Annotated in this window: 13 protein-coding genes; 6 read left to right on the forward strand and 7 right to left on the reverse strand. The window is 69.5% G+C overall.

The genetic code is table 11. The features are described from left to right. The first annotated feature begins 475 nt into the window (after positions 1 to 475). The 3 genes from H305_RS0128390 (at position 476) to H305_RS0128400 (ending at position 3,042) form a co-directional block, all read left to right on the forward strand. A complete protein-coding gene (locus tag H305_RS0128390) occupies positions 476 to 1,984 on the forward strand; it encodes an MFS transporter (protein ID WP_028803434.1) in 1,509 nt (502 codons plus the stop codon). 178 nt (positions 1,985 to 2,162) lie between these two features. Next, on the forward strand, positions 2,163 to 2,636 hold the full coding sequence (locus H305_RS0128395; protein ID WP_028803435.1) for a hypothetical protein: 474 nt from the start codon (positions 2,163 to 2,165) through the stop codon (positions 2,634 to 2,636). A 46-nt stretch (positions 2,637 to 2,682) separates the two neighbouring features. Further along, a complete protein-coding gene (locus H305_RS0128400; protein WP_028803436.1) occupies positions 2,683 to 3,042 on the forward strand; it encodes a VOC family protein in 360 nt (119 codons plus the stop codon). 147 nt (positions 3,043 to 3,189) lie between these two features. Here the strand turns inward: H305_RS0128400 and H305_RS0128405 are convergent, their stop codons facing one another. Both H305_RS0128405 and H305_RS0128410 read right to left on the reverse strand, forming a co-directional pair. After that, positions 3,190 to 3,699, reverse strand: coding sequence for a hypothetical protein (locus H305_RS0128405; RefSeq protein ID WP_028803437.1), 510 nt, complete (start codon positions 3,697 to 3,699; stop codon positions 3,190 to 3,192). Positions 3,700 to 3,709: 10 nt separating this feature from the next. Further along, positions 3,710 to 4,159: a membrane protein gene (locus H305_RS0128410; RefSeq protein ID WP_028803438.1), complete on the reverse strand. Its 450-nt coding sequence runs from the start codon at positions 4,157 to 4,159 to the stop codon at positions 3,710 to 3,712. A 196-nt stretch (positions 4,160 to 4,355) separates the two neighbouring features. On the opposite strand from H305_RS0128410, the gene H305_RS0128415 reads away from it, so the two are divergent. Further along, positions 4,356 to 5,324, forward strand: coding sequence for a GlxA family transcriptional regulator (locus H305_RS0128415; protein WP_028803439.1), 969 nt, complete (start codon positions 4,356 to 4,358; stop codon positions 5,322 to 5,324). Between the two features lie 237 nt (positions 5,325 to 5,561). On the opposite strand, the gene H305_RS0128420 is transcribed toward H305_RS0128415, so the two are convergent. After that, a complete protein-coding gene (locus tag H305_RS0128420; RefSeq protein ID WP_028803440.1) occupies positions 5,562 to 5,864 on the reverse strand; it encodes a hypothetical protein in 303 nt (100 codons plus the stop codon). Positions 5,865 to 6,056: 192 nt separating this feature from the next. Here H305_RS0128420 and H305_RS0128425 point away from each other — a divergent pair, with 192 nt between their 5' ends. After that, positions 6,057 to 6,746 (forward strand): hypothetical protein, encoded by a 690-nt coding sequence (locus H305_RS0128425; RefSeq protein WP_028803441.1) that lies wholly within the window; start codon positions 6,057 to 6,059, stop codon positions 6,744 to 6,746. An 81-nt stretch (positions 6,747 to 6,827) separates the two neighbouring features. On the opposite strand, the gene H305_RS0128430 is transcribed toward H305_RS0128425, so the two are convergent. Next, entirely contained in the window at positions 6,828 to 9,983 is a 3,156-nt protein-coding gene (locus tag H305_RS0128430) for a DUF3427 domain-containing protein (protein WP_028803442.1), read from the reverse strand. Between the two features lie 76 nt (positions 9,984 to 10,059). Between H305_RS0128430 and H305_RS56110 the strand changes: the two genes are divergently transcribed. Beyond that, the gene (locus H305_RS56110) at positions 10,060 to 10,356 is read left to right on the forward strand and encodes an HNH endonuclease (protein WP_078629286.1); all 297 of its coding nucleotides are present in this window, start codon (positions 10,060 to 10,062) and stop codon (positions 10,354 to 10,356) included. A 38-nt stretch (positions 10,357 to 10,394) separates the two neighbouring features. On the opposite strand, the gene H305_RS0128440 is transcribed toward H305_RS56110, so the two are convergent. The 3 genes from H305_RS0128440 to H305_RS0128450 all read right to left on the reverse strand — a co-directional run bounded on the left by H305_RS0128440 (position 10,395) and on the right by H305_RS0128450 (position 13,630). Beyond that, positions 10,395 to 11,408: an SEC-C domain-containing protein gene (locus H305_RS0128440; protein WP_028803444.1), complete on the reverse strand. Its 1,014-nt coding sequence runs from the start codon at positions 11,406 to 11,408 to the stop codon at positions 10,395 to 10,397. Between the two features lie 150 nt (positions 11,409 to 11,558). Then, positions 11,559 to 11,996: a DUF3592 domain-containing protein gene (locus H305_RS0128445; protein WP_028803445.1), complete on the reverse strand. Its 438-nt coding sequence runs from the start codon at positions 11,994 to 11,996 to the stop codon at positions 11,559 to 11,561. Positions 11,997 to 12,154: 158 nt separating this feature from the next. Beyond that, positions 12,155 to 13,630: a glycoside hydrolase gene (locus H305_RS0128450; protein ID WP_028803446.1), complete on the reverse strand. Its 1,476-nt coding sequence runs from the start codon at positions 13,628 to 13,630 to the stop codon at positions 12,155 to 12,157. Positions 13,631 to 13,873 lie beyond the last annotated feature (243 nt).

Raw genomic sequence — 13,873 nt, forward strand, 5'->3', positions numbered from 1 at the left:
GGGGCCGGGTGTGGGCCCGCAGGTGTGTGCTGCCGGGGCAGGTGCCGGGCGTGCGGTGCGGGCTGGAGGGATGGAGCCCTTCCCGCCGATGTCGGGTGCGGGTTGAAGGGCTGGAGGCTGGAGGGATGGAGGCCCCTCCCGACGATGCCAGGCGCGGGCTTGGAGGCCCCTCCTGACGATGCCGGGCGCGGGCTTGGAGGCCCCTCCTGACGATGCCGGGCGCGGGCTTGGAGGCCCCTCCTGACGATGCCGGGCGCGGGCTTGGAGGCCCCTCCCGACGATGCCGGGCGCAGGCATGGAGGCCCGTGCGGGCCTGGAGGCATCCGGCCGATGCCACGCACAGGGCTGGAGGCCCGTCCCCCCCGGTGCCGCGTACGGGCGGCCCCGACGTCCTCCGCCCCGCCGACGCCGTGCGCAGGCGTGAAGGCCGGAGGCAGGGGCACCCGGGGGTGGTTCGCTCAGGAAAGAGGGAGCCATGACCGCACCAGCCCCGGGCGCCTCCGGACCCGCCCCCACCGGCACCGTCACCACGGACGTGCCCGCCCGTCTGGACCGGCTGCCCTGGTCCCGCTGGCACTGGATGATCGTGATCGGCCTGGGAACCGTGTGGATCCTGGACGGCCTGGAGGTCACCACCGTCGGCAACATCGCCGGACGGCTCTCCGAGGAGGGCAGCGGCCTCGCCATCACCTCCGCCCAGGTCACCGGCACCGCCGCAGCCCTGTACGTGGCGGGCGCCTGCGCGGGCGCCCTCTTCTTCGGCCGGCTCACCGACCGCTACGGCCGCAAGAAGCTCTTCATGGTCACCCTCGCCGTCTACCTCTCCGCGACCGCGCTGACCGCGCTGTCCGTCGACGCCTGGTGGTTCTTCGTCTTCCGCTTCCTCACCGGCTTCGGCATCGGCGGCGAGTACGCAGCCATCAATTCCGCGATCGACGAGCTCATCCCCGCCAAGTACCGGGGCAGGGTCGACCTGATCATCAACGGCAGCTACTGGCTCGGCGCGATCGGCGGCGCACTGCTGTCCATCGTCATGCTGAACACGGACCTCTTCCCCGCGAACATCGGCTGGCGGCTCACCTTCGGCCTCGGCGTGGTCCTAGGGCTGGTGATCCTGCTGGTCAGGCGGCATGTTCCGGAGAGCCCGCGGTGGCAGTTCATCCACGGCCGCGGCGAGAAGGCCGAGGAGCTGGTCGCCTCCGTCGAACGGGACGTCGAGCGGGAGAAGGGCGCACCCCTGCCCCGCGCCCGCGGCGAGATCACCGTCCGGCAGCGCAAGAGCATCGGCTTCGGCACCATCGCCAGGAGCGTGTTCGCGCACTATCCCAAGCGTGCCGTCCTCGGCCTCTCCCTCTTCATCGGCCAGGCCTTCCTCTACAACGCGATCACCTTCGGCTTCGGCGCCATCCTCACCACGTTCTTCGACGTGCCCACGGGCGGTACCGGTTACTACTTCGCCGTCATCGCGGCCGGCAACTTCCTCGGCCCGCTGCTGCTCGGCAAGCTCTTCGACACCGTCGGCCGCCGGATCATGATCTCCTCGACCTACCTGCTCTCGGGCCTGCTGCTGTTCGGCACGGCCTGGCTCTTCGACCGCGGCTCGCTGAGCGCGGCGACGCTCACGGCCTGCTGGTGCGCGGTCCTCTTCTTCGCGTCCGCGGGCGCCTCCAGCGCGTACCTCACGGTCTCCGAGGTCTTCCCGATGGAGACCCGCGCCATGGCCATCGCCTTCTTCTACGCGATCGGCACCGCCGCGGGCGGCATCAGCGGCCCGCTGGTCTTCGCCGACCTCACGGAGTCAGGGGTGGTCGGCGACACCGTGCTCGCCTTCCGGATCGGCGCGGCCCTGATGTGCGTAGCGGGGCTGGTCGCCGCGTTCCTCGCGGTGAACGCCGAGCGCCGTTCGCTGGAGGACATCGCCACGCCGCTGTCGGTGGAACCGGCGGGGGCGGCCGCCGCGACGTCCGCGTCGACGAGGAGCTGACGGCCCACCTCGCACGGGCCCCCGGGCCGCGGGTGAACTCCCGGACCCCGGGGCCCGCGGCAGGCCCCGGCTCCCGGGCACGGCCCCGGCGGGCGCCCCCGGGAGCACGGATCTGAGTACGGGCACCTGAGTACGCGTACTCTGTCGGCCCGCCGCCCGGACGGGAACCCTCTTACGCATGACCGAGAAGCTGTTGAGCCCCCTGCGGACGCGCCCCGGCCCGGAACGCTGGCTGACGCGCCTGCTCGGCGCCGTGCTCTCCTGCACGGCGTATCTCCTGTGCCTGCCCTGGGACCTGGGCAACCGCCGGGCGACGGAGGACGCCCTCACCGAGACGAGTCCCGTGACCGGTGCCGGCGTCGTGACCCTCGCCGTGGTACTGCTGCTCCTGGCCGCCTACTTCGGCCACCGGGACGCGCTGGCCTGGGCGTTGCTGCTGGTCGCGGTCGGACCGGCGACGCTGCTGTACGTGTCGCTGCGCACGCACCCCGGCCCCCCGGACGGGTTCGCGGGCGCATGGCCGCTGGTATGGGCGTTCTTCACGCTGCTGATGGCGACCGGGGTGCTCGTCGCGGCGGCGGTGGCACGGCAGTTCAGGGCAGACTTGGCGGACGACTTCAACGAGGAACTGAGCCTGGCCCGCCACCCGTGACGCGCGAGGAGCCGTCACCGGCGGCCACGACGCGTGAGGAGCCCGCATGACCGTGCGCAGGATCGTCCCGGACGTCCACGTCGAGTCGGAGAAGGCCATGGCCACCAGCCGGGACTTCTACGGCTTGCTCGGCTTCGAGGAGGTCATGCACCTGGGCTGGGTCATGACACTGGCCTCCCCCTCCAACCCCACCGCCCAGATCAGCTTCTTCACCGAGGAGCGCACCGCTCCCGTCGTCCCCGACCTGAGCGTGGAGGTCGAGGACGTGGAGGCGGTCTACGAGCAGGTGCTCGCCTCGGGCGCCGAGGTCGTACGGGAACTGCGCGAGGAGGAGTGGGGCGTACGGCGCTTCTTCGTACGGGACCCGAACGGGCGGGTGGTCAACGTGCTGGGGCACCGGACGTGAGCCGCTCGCGCCGGGCGCCCGAAACCGGGGACGCCCGAAACCGGAGGCGCCCGAAACCGGAGGCGCCCGAAACCCCGGGCACCTGAACCCCGCGCACCCCGGGGCGCTGTCACTGCCTGTAGACGTCGTCACTGCCCGTGGACGTCGTCACTGCCCGTAGAAGTACTGAGAACCCTTCTCGATGAAGTACGAGGCGTAGACGCGGCCGAGGGCCGGCTTTCCGCGGTACATCCCCACGTGGTTGCGCGCGCTGTCGACCACGACGGGCCGCGTCATGCAGGCGAACTTGATGCGCTGCTGCGCCTCCGCCCACTGCACGGCGGCGGGATCGACCCGGTCGCTGACCAGGAGCGGGAAGGCGCCGATGCCGTTCTGCATTCCCACGGGCAGACCGCCCTTGGTGTCCTTGGCGTACTTCATCACCTGGTCCGTGAAGGCCGAGACGACGGGCACGGTTATCTCCGGGACCGCCGCGGCCACCGTGAACAGATGCAGCCTGGTCGCCATCCAGCGCATCTTGAAGTCGGCCCGCCGCCCCACGAGGACGGGCACCCCGGCCCAGTCCTCCCAGCGCGTCGCGCATCCGTCGGCCGTCAACTGGCGCTCTACGAAGGCCAGGTAGGCCCCCGGCGCCGACTGTCCCTGCTGTGCGTCCATGGGCGGGATCCTAAGCCCCCGTGGTGGACCCCGGCCGCACGATCATCAGGACGGTGACGGTCGCCCACAGGAGATTGAAGATCCCGGTGAACATGGCGAGCCGTACGGTCGCCCGGCGGTCGCCCGTGCCCTCCACGAGCGCGCTCTGACGGGGCAGGACCAGGGCGCCCAGGACCACCGCCGCCAGCGCGGTCAGCGCGATCGAGACGATCAACCAGGTGTCACCGAGGACACCCATGTCGCTCGCCGTGGCGAAGCCGAAGACGGGGACGGCGACGCCGACGACCGCGTACACCTGGCAGATGCGGTGCAGCAGGCGCGCGGTGGCGAGGGCACGCTCGTCGTCCGGCGCGGCGAGGGCCCTGCGCGCGGCGGGCGGGAACATGCTCGCGGCGACCGTGACGGGCCCGACGGCGACGATCGCGGCGATGACGTGGACGGCGAGGAGGAACTTGGTCACGGGGTGACGGTAGGGGCGGGGGAGGATCTTGCAGAAGTGGCGGTTCTGCCATGCCCCAACGGATTCTCGCCAGAGCTCCCGTGAAAACCTCTCACCTGCCCGATTCCCTCAGTCACGGGGAGAACCCCTCGCAGCCGAGCGCGGACACCCAGGTCGCCTCAGTGACCAGAACCCGCTGCCCACGTACGCTCTCGCCATGCACACCGTGGCCGTACTGGCGCTCGACCAGGTCATCCCGTTCGATCTCAGCGCCCCGATCGACGTCTTCGGCTGGGCACGGCTGCCGGACGGCCGGGAGGCGTACCGGGTCCGGGTCTGCGCGGTCGAGGCGGGCAGAGAGGTGGGCGCCGGACCGTTCACCCTGCGCGCCCCGCACGGGCTGCGGGCCCTGGCCGAGGCGGACACGATCATCCTGCCGGGCGTCGCCGACCCCACCGCCCCGCTCCCGCCGGGCGTCGCGGAGGCGCTGCGCGCGGCGGCCGCGAACGGCACCCGCATCGCCTCGGTCTGCGTGGGCGCCTTCGTCCTCGCCGCCACCGGACTGCTGGACGGACTGCGCGCGACCACCCACTGGATCGCGGCCCCCGACCTGGCCGCCCTGCACCCGGCCGTCACCGTCGACCCGAACGTCCTCTACGTCGACAACGGCCAGTTCCTCACCTCGGCGGGCGCGGCGGCCGCCCTCGACATGTGCCTGCACATGATCCGCAAGGACCACGGCTCGGCCGTCGCCGCGCACGCCGCCCGGATGTGCGTCATGCCGCTGGAACGGGAGGGCGGCCAGGCCCAGTTCATCGTCCACACACAGCCGCCCGTGCCGACGGGGACGACGCTGGAACCGCTCCTGGACTGGCTGGAGGAGAACGCGGCCCGCGACCTGACCCTGGAGGACATCGCGGGCCACGCCGGCATGAGCACCCGCACCCTCAACCGCCGCTTCCGCGAACAGACCGGCACGACGCCGCTCCAGTGGCTGCACTGGGCCCGCGTGCGGCGCGCCCAGTACCTGCTGGAGACGACCAAGTATCCGGTCGAACGCATCGCGGCCCAGGCGGGGTTCGGCTCACCCACGGCATTCCGGGAACGCTTCAAGCGGGTGGCGGGGACGAGCCCGCACGCGTATCGGCGGGCGTTTCAGGGGGAGGGGGCGGGGCGGGCGGGGTGAGCTTGCGCCCACGCCCGGGGTCGGGGTCGGCTGGGGTGAGCTCACGCCCATGACCAGGCCCGGCGTTGGAGGGACCCCGCGCTCAGGACCGGGCGGCCGGCGTCGCCCTGCCGCTTCCGCCCGCTCCCCTCAGGCTTCGAGGTCGGCGACGGCCGAGGCGGCGAGGGCCACGGCTTTCGCGCGTCTCGCTCAGGACCGGGCGGCCGACGTCGCCCCGCCGCTTCGCCCGGACGTCTCTCAGGCCTTGCGGTCGGCGACGGCCCAGGAGGCGAGGGCCACGGCCCCGGCGACGCCGAACACGGCGGGCCAGGCGCCGACCTTCTTGGCCAGGGGGTGGGACCCGGCGAAGGCGCCGACGTAGACGGCGGTCAGCGCACCGGCGGCCTTGCCGCCGGCAGCCTGCCGCCACTGCTGCGCGGCCGTGGCGCCCGCGGCGGCCAGCACGATCCCGCCCAGCTGTCGCTTCTTGGTCCAGCGCGCCACGCCGTAGCCGCCGATGAGCCCGCTCGCGGCCACCACCGCGGCCGGTACCTTCGCCATCACTGCCTCCTGCTGCTGCGTCAGTCGAACGAACCGAGGCTAACCCGGGGCCCTTCCCTCACCCGGCACCCACCTCACCAACGGCGCATCGGGGTCAATCCAGGCATCCGGGCGAGGGCCGGCCCCGCCGAGCAGGACAGGCGCGCGACGGGCCGTGGCCCGTTGTCAGTGGCACCCGCTTGGATGTGCGCCATGACTGCTCACGACGTCGTACGCGCCCTGCCGGACATCGAGTCCCTGAGGAACCTCTGCCGCTCGATTGCCATGGCGGAGGCGATCCTGAACCCCGACGGCGAGCGGGACCACTCCTTCTCGCCCGCGTGGTCGCCGACGGAGTCGCTCGCCTCGATGCGGAACGGCTCCGGCGACGAGTACGACGTCGTCTTCAGCCCCGCGGGCGCGTATATACGCGGCTTCGACCACGAGTCGCCCATGAGTCCCTACGCCCATGACGACGTACCCACACCGTGGCCCGGCGTGCTCGACTCGGTCCCCGCGGCCTTCCGGCGCTACGTCGACGAGCCCGCCTTCACGGACGAGGACGGAACGCCCACGGTGACGGTGTGCGTGTGGCGCGAGACCGGCACCCCGTCCTGGAGCACCGGCCGGATCACCTACCCGGAGGGCCACCGTGATCCCGACGGGTCGGACTGGCTCTTCGAACTGCTGATCCACCCGCCGGAGGCGTTCAAGGAGTACGCCGAGGACTATTACGAGATGCCCGTCGACATCGAGGCCCTCCGCCACCTGTACGCGCTGCGCCCGCTCGACCGCGCCCAGATCACCGCGCTCAACCCGTCGGCCCCGGCGGCGAGCATCGCCAAGGCGGCCACGGGGATGGGCTATCCGGTGGCTGAGGATTTGGACGTGAAGACGGCCTGACACGACGCGCTAGCCTGACCAGGAGCTCTTGGCATGCCATGCCCCGCCGCCAGATTCTTCGACCGCGGTGGGCACTGAGGGTCAACCCGCAGTAATCGCCGAATACGTCCACACGTCGGCCGGGAGCTCGTGCTGGAGGCGCCAGGTGATGGCCATCGGCCTACTGCCCGTGTGATCTTCGTAGGTGGCGGGGCCGAGCAGCATCCATGGTTGGGCCTTGCCTATGTCGGTGCTCTTGTAGCGGCGCGCAAAGAGGAGGACGTGGCTGCCCCGCTGCTTATGGTGCTGATAGCGCAGACCAGTTCGGGAGTTTGCTGCCGTCGTGTTCTGAGACTCCCAGTGGAAGAGAGTCGGGCTCAGCGCGTAGTCCTTGTAGCGGATGGTGGGGGAGAAGTCCCTCTCGTTCTTCTCCAGGGTGATGAGTAGGGCGTCGGTCTTGATGTCGTCGACCCATTGGACACCCTGTGCGAAAGATCGAGGCATCTGGCCACCCAAGCGCGCCACTCCGAGAGCGGCCAGGATCTCGGACCGGTTGTAGGAGCTGTGCACCTTCAAGGGGATGTGGTGATGAGGGCCTGACAGCGCGATCGGGAAATGGTCTGACTGCTCCATGACGTACGACAGCACCTGCCGCAGCTCGTCGCGGAACACCTGCTGATCGCCGAGGGATGCGAGACCTTGCTGGATGCTGGTGAACCCCCCTGCGTTGTCCCATAGGTTGAAGAAGAGCATGTGGGCATACGTTTGCTCGGTCGGGGTCAGCGACTCGTATGAGGGAGCGTCGTCTGCGAGCAGGCGTAGGTAGACCCGTGCGCGGTCGGGGTCATCGACGTGCAGAAACGCATGGACGCGCTTGAGGAGGTTGGCCTCACCTGCGGGGGCAGGGCTGTCATGGAAACCTGCCTTGCGGAGAATCGTCGTCCAAGAGTTGTCACCCTTGTAGAGCTCTTTGATCTCGCGACGGCTCTCGCGGAGGTAACTCGACAGCCGGGGTGTGTCGTAACCCCTCACCTCCTTGGTCAGCGTCTTCATGGTGGCGCCCAGCTGCGTACGGATGTTGTCGAGGATGAGCTCCTTCGACTTGCCTTCTAGGAGGATCTGGCAGCCGGAAGGGAGCTGCGGGAAGTCGTGCTCGATGTGATCGACGAGACGGCTGCGGGAGAGGTTGGTCATGGCCCGGAACTGCTCCTCGAAGCGGAACTCAGCTCGATGCTGGCCAATGAAGTCGAGGACAGTGAGGACCGGCTTCGACTCGGTGCGACGCAAGCCACGCCCCAGCTGTTGGAGGAAGACCGTCGCACTGTTCGTGGGCCGGAGGAGGAGCAGCGTGTCGACATCAGGGATGTCGAGGCCTTCGTTGAACAAGTCGACGGAGAAGATGACCTGGAGCTTCCCGGCGTTCAGATCGGCGAGTGCCTGTGTACGAACGCTGGTGGGCGAGTCACTGTCGAGGGCGACCGCCTGGAAGCCGGCTCTCCGAAAGAAGTCGGCCATGAAGTGCGCGTGATCCTTGGTCACACAGAATCCAAGAGCGCGCATGGCAGCCGGGTTGGATACCTTGTCCTGGACCTGCTTGACGACTATACGAGCGCGAGCCTGGTGGCCGGTGTAGAGATTGCCGAGCTCGCGGTCGGTGTATGCACCCTTCTGCCAGTTGATGCTTGTGAGGTCTGTACCGTCCGGAATACCGAAGTAGTGGAACGGACAGAGCAAGTCGTTCTCTAGCGCCTCCCACAATCGCAACTCCGCTGCGATACGCCCATCGAAGTACTCGTCCTGCACATTGCGCCCGTCCATCCGTTCAGGGGTCGCAGTCAGGCCCAGCAACTGCTTCGGCCTGAAGTGATGGATGACCCGGCGGTAGGTGGCGGCCGTTGCGTGGTGGAATTCGTCTATGACGATGATGTCGAAGTGGTCGGGGGCGAGTTGTTCCAAACGTGGCACGTTCAGTGACTGGACACTAGCGAACACGTGTTGCCACTCCTGCGGTTCCTTTCCGCCATGGAGTAGCTCCCCGAAGGACGCGTCGTCGAGTACCTCTTGGTAGGTGCGCAGGGACTGGCTGAGGATCTCCTTGCGATGTGCCACAAACAGCAGCGTCGGAGAATTGTCGTTGAACTTCTTCCGCAGAGCGCGATAGTCCAAGGCGGCCATGACGGTCTTGCCGGTGCCGGTGGCGGCGACCAAGAGGTTGCGATGGCGGCCGCGGATCTCGCGCTCGACACGAAGCCGTTCGAGCATGTCTCGCTGGTGGGGGAAGGGCCGCACTTCAAGACCGGACAGGTTGATCTGCAGGTTCGCGCCGCCGTGGGAACCACCACCCGCTTGGGACAGAGCGTGGTCGAGCCGGTCGCCATCGACATCGGGGGAGTAGGCCTCGAAGGCGTTGTCATTCCAGTAGGCGTCGAAGGTCGCCTCGAACTTCTTGAGCACAGAGGGAGTCGCGATCGATGACAGACGTACATTCCACTCCAAGCCATCGAGCAAAGCGGCTTTGGACAGGTTCGAACTGCCGACGTACGCGGTGTCAAAGCCGCTGTCTCGCCTAAAGAGCCAGGCCTTCGCATGAAGCCGGGTAGATCGAATTTCGTAGTTGACCTTCACCTCGGCGCCGAAGTCCCGCACTAGGCGATCAAGCGCTTGTCGGTCGGTGGCACCGATGTAGGTGGTGGTGATGACGCGGATCGGTATTCCGCGCTCCTTGGCGCTGCGAAGTGACTCTTCCAACACGCGTAGGCCGTGCCACTTGACGAAGGCGCAGAGGAGGTCAATCCGATCCGCTGTCGCCAGCTCTGCTCGCAACTCGCTGCCGAGACTGGGATCTTCCGGCGCGTTGGTGATCAAAGCTGTCTCGGATAGCGGCGTCAGAGGCCGTACGGCGTAGACACCTGGGGCTTCTTGTTCGGCCAAGGCCAGGAGCTGGCGAGGGCCCTCGGCGATCAGCTCAACAGCGTCCAGGTCAAGTCCTGCGGACGGGTCTGCGTCAACGGTGAGTGACTCGATGACTTGATTGGCGAGGGCGACGCGCTTGCTCTGGGGCACCTGCGCAAGCCTGTGCTCGATGACCTGGCAGAGGTGCCGGGCGATCACATGCGGAGAAGACTCCTCGCTGACGTCCGCGGCGACGGTCTTCCAGCCCGACCCGTCCAGCTGCTCCAACTGCGCCTGCCTGCGGCGCGTCATGAGTTCCTCGTACACACCCGCGACAGGCTGTGTCTCGTCCCCTGGCTGAGTCATGCTGCCCCCCCCGATCACACGTTCATCTGGGACCAGTTGTAACAGGAGCGACTGAAAGGCGCGCGGCCTGAGTCTCATGGGCCCGGACGACAGGCCGTATAGCGAAGGCGCTCACATTCGCCCCCTTGGCCAGCCTCGCCGGGGCCCTGATGTCGAGCCGAACGTCTTGTGCTTATGCCCTAACCGCCATGTGCGACTGGACATTGGGGCCATCGTCATCGACGACGCCTGGTCGATCGTCTTGAGGGCAGGCCTGCTCGGTGAGAACGTGAGGCCGAAACTCAAGAGGCATAGGAAGCACACGGTGTACGTGAACTACATCCGCTACCACCGCAAGTGGTGGCTGGGCGGAGACGACCCCAGCCACGAGTAGTGCTGGGGTCTCACGATGTGACCGGTGAGGGCGGGGTACTACCCCGCGCCGTGACACTCCCCATACCCCCGCCCCGACCCGCACCAGCAGACAGACCCCCGCTGCGGCGGCCACGCCTGCGCGCGGCCTCGGGCTGCCAGGGTCGTCGCGTACTGGGGGAGGAGGGCCGGGTCGGAGGGGGACGTGGCCTCCGAGGCGGCGAAGGCCTCGTAGGAGGGGACCGTGCCGGTGACGATGCCCAGGTTCGGGGTGCCCGAGGCGGACAGTTCGCGCAGGGAGGCTTCTATCGTCGCGAGGTGCTCCTCGTGCGAGGGGTACTCGGCGGAGAGGCCCGGGTAGGCGCTCACGAGCTCCGTGAGCTCGGGCGCCGTCCAGTGCAGGACCGCCACCGGGAAGGGACGGGAGAGCGCCTCCCGGTACGTGCCGAGCTCGGCCCGCAGCCGGCTGATCTCCGCCTGGATGTCCGCCGGGTTGTCGGAGCCCAGGGACCAGATCCGCTTGGGGTCGTGGAGCTCGTCCAGGGAGACCGACGACGAGTGCAGGGTGTCCGCCAGGGTGTCCCAGTCGTCGTGCGCCGCGCCCAGCATCCTGCGCACCCGGTGCCGGCCGAAGAGCACGGGCAGGGTCGAGTACGGGGGCTCGGCCCCGTCCGCGAGCAGCAGCGTGGCCGCCTCCGTGAACGTCTCCTGCGCCGCTTCCAGCTCGTCGTGGTGCTCCAGCGCCTCCGCGACGATCACCCAGGGGGCGGCGTCGCGCGGGGCCGCGGCACGGATGCCGTCGATGATCGCGCGCGCCTCGGCCTCGTGGCCGTACTCCCACAGGTTCGACGCCTTCAGGGCACGTACTAGGTACGGGTCCTCGAGGGGTGTCGAGGAGGCGAGCAGGCTGTCGTAGAGCGACGTGGCGCGGGCGCGGTCGCCGGCCAGCTCGAGGTGGGCCGCGGCCTGCACGAGCAGGTGTTCGGCGTCCTCGGGGTAGAGCTCGGCAGTCCGCTCCAGGCGTGCTGCTTCGGCGTTGTGGTCGACGTTCTCGGCAGGCGTGTCGGGGCGCATGGGGGACACCGTACTGCCGTCACCGTACGAAAGTGAGATACGGGCAGGCCAGGGCATTGGCCGGGAGCCGTCGGCGGCGCACCCGGGGGCCCGGTACCGCACCTCGGTACCGCACCTCGGTACCGGCCCATGTGCCGGACCCCGCGCGGATCAGTAGCCGTACCCCTCGGGCAGCAGCGTCGCGACGCGGATCAGGACGGCGGTCAGCGTGCCCGCGCACAGCAGGACTCCCGCCCAGGCGCCGATGACCGCCGACCGGTAGCGGTCCGGAGCGTCCAGGGTGACGGAGTCGGGGGCGCCGGGGACACACAGGAGGCGGACGCGGCTGCCTTCGGGCAGGGCGTGGGCACCGATCGTGTCGGGGACGGCGCGCTCGTGCTCCACGCCGTCGTCCCCGGTCCAGCGGACCACCGGGTGCAGGGCGGCGTACGTCGCCTCGCGGGAGGCCAGGTGGCCGGTGACCGTGCCCTCGACGGGGCGCGCGGTGCGGCGCACGACGCGCTCGGTCACGGCGACCATGCCCTGTTGGCCGGTCACCGCCACGCCCGCGAGGAAGGGGATCAGGGCCAGCAGCCAGTACGCGCTCATGGCCGGGGAGTCTATGGGGGCGAGAGGGCGAGAGGGCGAGAGGGCGAGGGAGCCTGTGGGGCTGGGGGAGTTGGGCATCCCCGAGTGCAAGGACGCGGGGCCGGGGCATGCCGCCGTCGGCCCCCTCCGACCCCGCCCTCGGCCCGGCCCGGCCCCCCTCAGACCGCCACCCCGTCCACCTCCAGCGTCTGCACCGCCCCCGCCGCGAACGGCACGGCGACCGTCTTCCCGGTCAGGTACGTGTCCGTGTGCGCGGTGTAGCGGTCGCCGCCGGCTCCGGTGAGGGTGTTCCAGCGGCGCACCAGGCCGCCGGTGGAGCCGGTCACCGTGCCGAAGCGGGAGAGGTCGAAGGTGAGGGTCTGGGCGGAGGACGCCTTGTTGAGCGCCACGATCACCAGACGCCGGGCGCTCCGGTCCAGGGCCGCCACCGCGTGGTCCACGCCCGTGTCGAGGATCGTCATGCCGGGCCGGATGTGGCGGCTGAACTGCGCCATGACGTAGTGCTTCGTCTGGACAGCGCCGGGGGTGAGGGTCCCGGCGTCGTACGCGATCATCGCCCAGCCCGCGGACGGGTCCATGACCTGCCAGTAGACCCAGGCGGTCGGGTGCAGCCAGCGGAAGTCCAGCAGGAGGTTGCTCGCGAGGGTGGCGCCGGTGCCGTCCGCGTCGCCGTACTCGGAGTTCCACAGGCTCTTGCGGGCGGTCGTCACGGCGTCCGTGTAGAGAAGGTCGCGGCGTCCGCCGGCCCCCTGGTAGCCGTGTACGTTGACGCGGTCGACCAGTGCCTTCGTCGTCGAGCCGAAGGAGTTCCATGTCGTACGGGCCAGGTCGTAGCCGGTCTCGTCGGACGCGGCGATCCGTGTGCCGGTCAGGCCCCGCTTGTCCAGTTCGCTCCTCAGGTGGGGCAGGACGGCTGCCTGGACGGAGGAGTCCATGTGGCAGCCCTCCTGGGTGCCGGTGGCCGTCCACCAGTTGGAGGACGGCTCGTTGAAGGCCTCGACCGTCGCGAAGTCCACACCCCAGTCGTCCCGGGCGCGGAGGGCGACCGCTGCCAGGTGGGAGGCGTGCTGGCGGTAGTTCCAGGACTGGAGGTTGTTGCCGCCGCCGGATGCTCCGGACGGGTTGTGGTTCAGACACATCCACCACATGGGGGAGTTGGCGAACAGCTCGCCGGTCGCGCCGCGCGCGGTCGCCTTGACGAGGGCTGCGCGCTGCGTGGCGTCGGCCGTCCACTTCCAGGCCGAGGAGGCGGGGTCCTCGTTGTTCCAGTCCTGCCAGTAGCCCTCGATCTGCTTGAAGGCGGGGATGCCGGCGGAGGCGACCATTCTCTCGCCGTTCACGCTGTTCCAGCTGCACGCGCCCAGGTTGTAGCGGGCGATGTTCAGGCCGAGGCCCGGCAGCGAAGTGCCGTCGTAGATCGTCGACTTGGTGGTGAAGAAGATGTCGGCGAAGTCGTCCCGGGCGCCGAAGACGTTGGCCCACCAGGCCAGCGAGGTCCCCCAGCCCTCCCAAGTCCCGTACGAAGTGGCGGGGTTGACGGCCATCGTCACGTCCGCGCGTGCGGTGCCCGTCGCCAGGGTGCCGGTGAGGGCCGTGCCGCCCGCGGCGGCCAGCAGTGTTCTGCGTCGGATCATGGCTTCTCCGTCCGGCCGACTCCTGGCCGTTCTCACGGAGTCGGCGTGTCGACTCGGTTGCCGGCCGTCCGCCGGCACTGGCCGTCGCGCTGCTGCCACAGGAAGGATCGGGTGTGGTGTGTGGGGTTGTCGAGAGTTGCGACAGCCCTTTCTAAAACCGGTGTACGAAGAGGAGTCCGACAGGTCGGGAGGCGCGGGTCTGGAGACTTGCGGGGGGATCGCCTACCGTGCGGGCCCGGCTGC

Origin of the sequence: Streptomyces sp. 142MFCol3.1, assembly GCF_000424945.1 — a bacterium.
In the GTDB taxonomy this organism is placed as follows: Bacteria; Actinomycetota; Actinomycetes; order Streptomycetales; family Streptomycetaceae; genus Streptomyces; species Streptomyces siamensis.

Bases quoted from the DNA above. Each gene is read 5' to 3' on its own strand.
- H305_RS0128390 (WP_028803434.1), top strand. From the start codon at position 476: ATGACCGCACCAGCCCCGGGCGCCTCCGGACCCGCCCCCACCGGCACC.
- H305_RS0128440 (WP_028803444.1), bottom strand. From the start codon at position 11,408: ATGCGCCCCGACACGCCTGCCGAGAACGTCGACCACAACGCCGAAGCA.
- H305_RS56110 (WP_078629286.1), top strand. From the start codon at position 10,060: ATGGGCCCGGACGACAGGCCGTATAGCGAAGGCGCTCACATTCGCCCC.
- H305_RS0128425 (WP_028803441.1), top strand. From the start codon at position 6,057: ATGACTGCTCACGACGTCGTACGCGCCCTGCCGGACATCGAGTCCCTG.
- H305_RS0128430 (WP_028803442.1), bottom strand. From the start codon at position 9,983: ATGACTCAGCCAGGGGACGAGACACAGCCTGTCGCGGGTGTGTACGAG.
- H305_RS0128450 (WP_028803446.1), bottom strand. From the start codon at position 13,630: ATGATCCGACGCAGAACACTGCTGGCCGCCGCGGGCGGCACGGCCCTC.
- H305_RS0128415 (WP_028803439.1), top strand. From the start codon at position 4,356: ATGCACACCGTGGCCGTACTGGCGCTCGACCAGGTCATCCCGTTCGAT.
- H305_RS0128405 (WP_028803437.1), bottom strand. From the start codon at position 3,699: ATGGACGCACAGCAGGGACAGTCGGCGCCGGGGGCCTACCTGGCCTTC.
- H305_RS0128445 (WP_028803445.1), bottom strand. From the start codon at position 11,996: ATGAGCGCGTACTGGCTGCTGGCCCTGATCCCCTTCCTCGCGGGCGTG.
- H305_RS0128420 (WP_028803440.1), bottom strand. From the start codon at position 5,864: ATGGCGAAGGTACCGGCCGCGGTGGTGGCCGCGAGCGGGCTCATCGGC.
- H305_RS0128395 (WP_028803435.1), top strand. From the start codon at position 2,163: ATGACCGAGAAGCTGTTGAGCCCCCTGCGGACGCGCCCCGGCCCGGAA.
- H305_RS0128400 (WP_028803436.1), top strand. From the start codon at position 2,683: ATGACCGTGCGCAGGATCGTCCCGGACGTCCACGTCGAGTCGGAGAAG.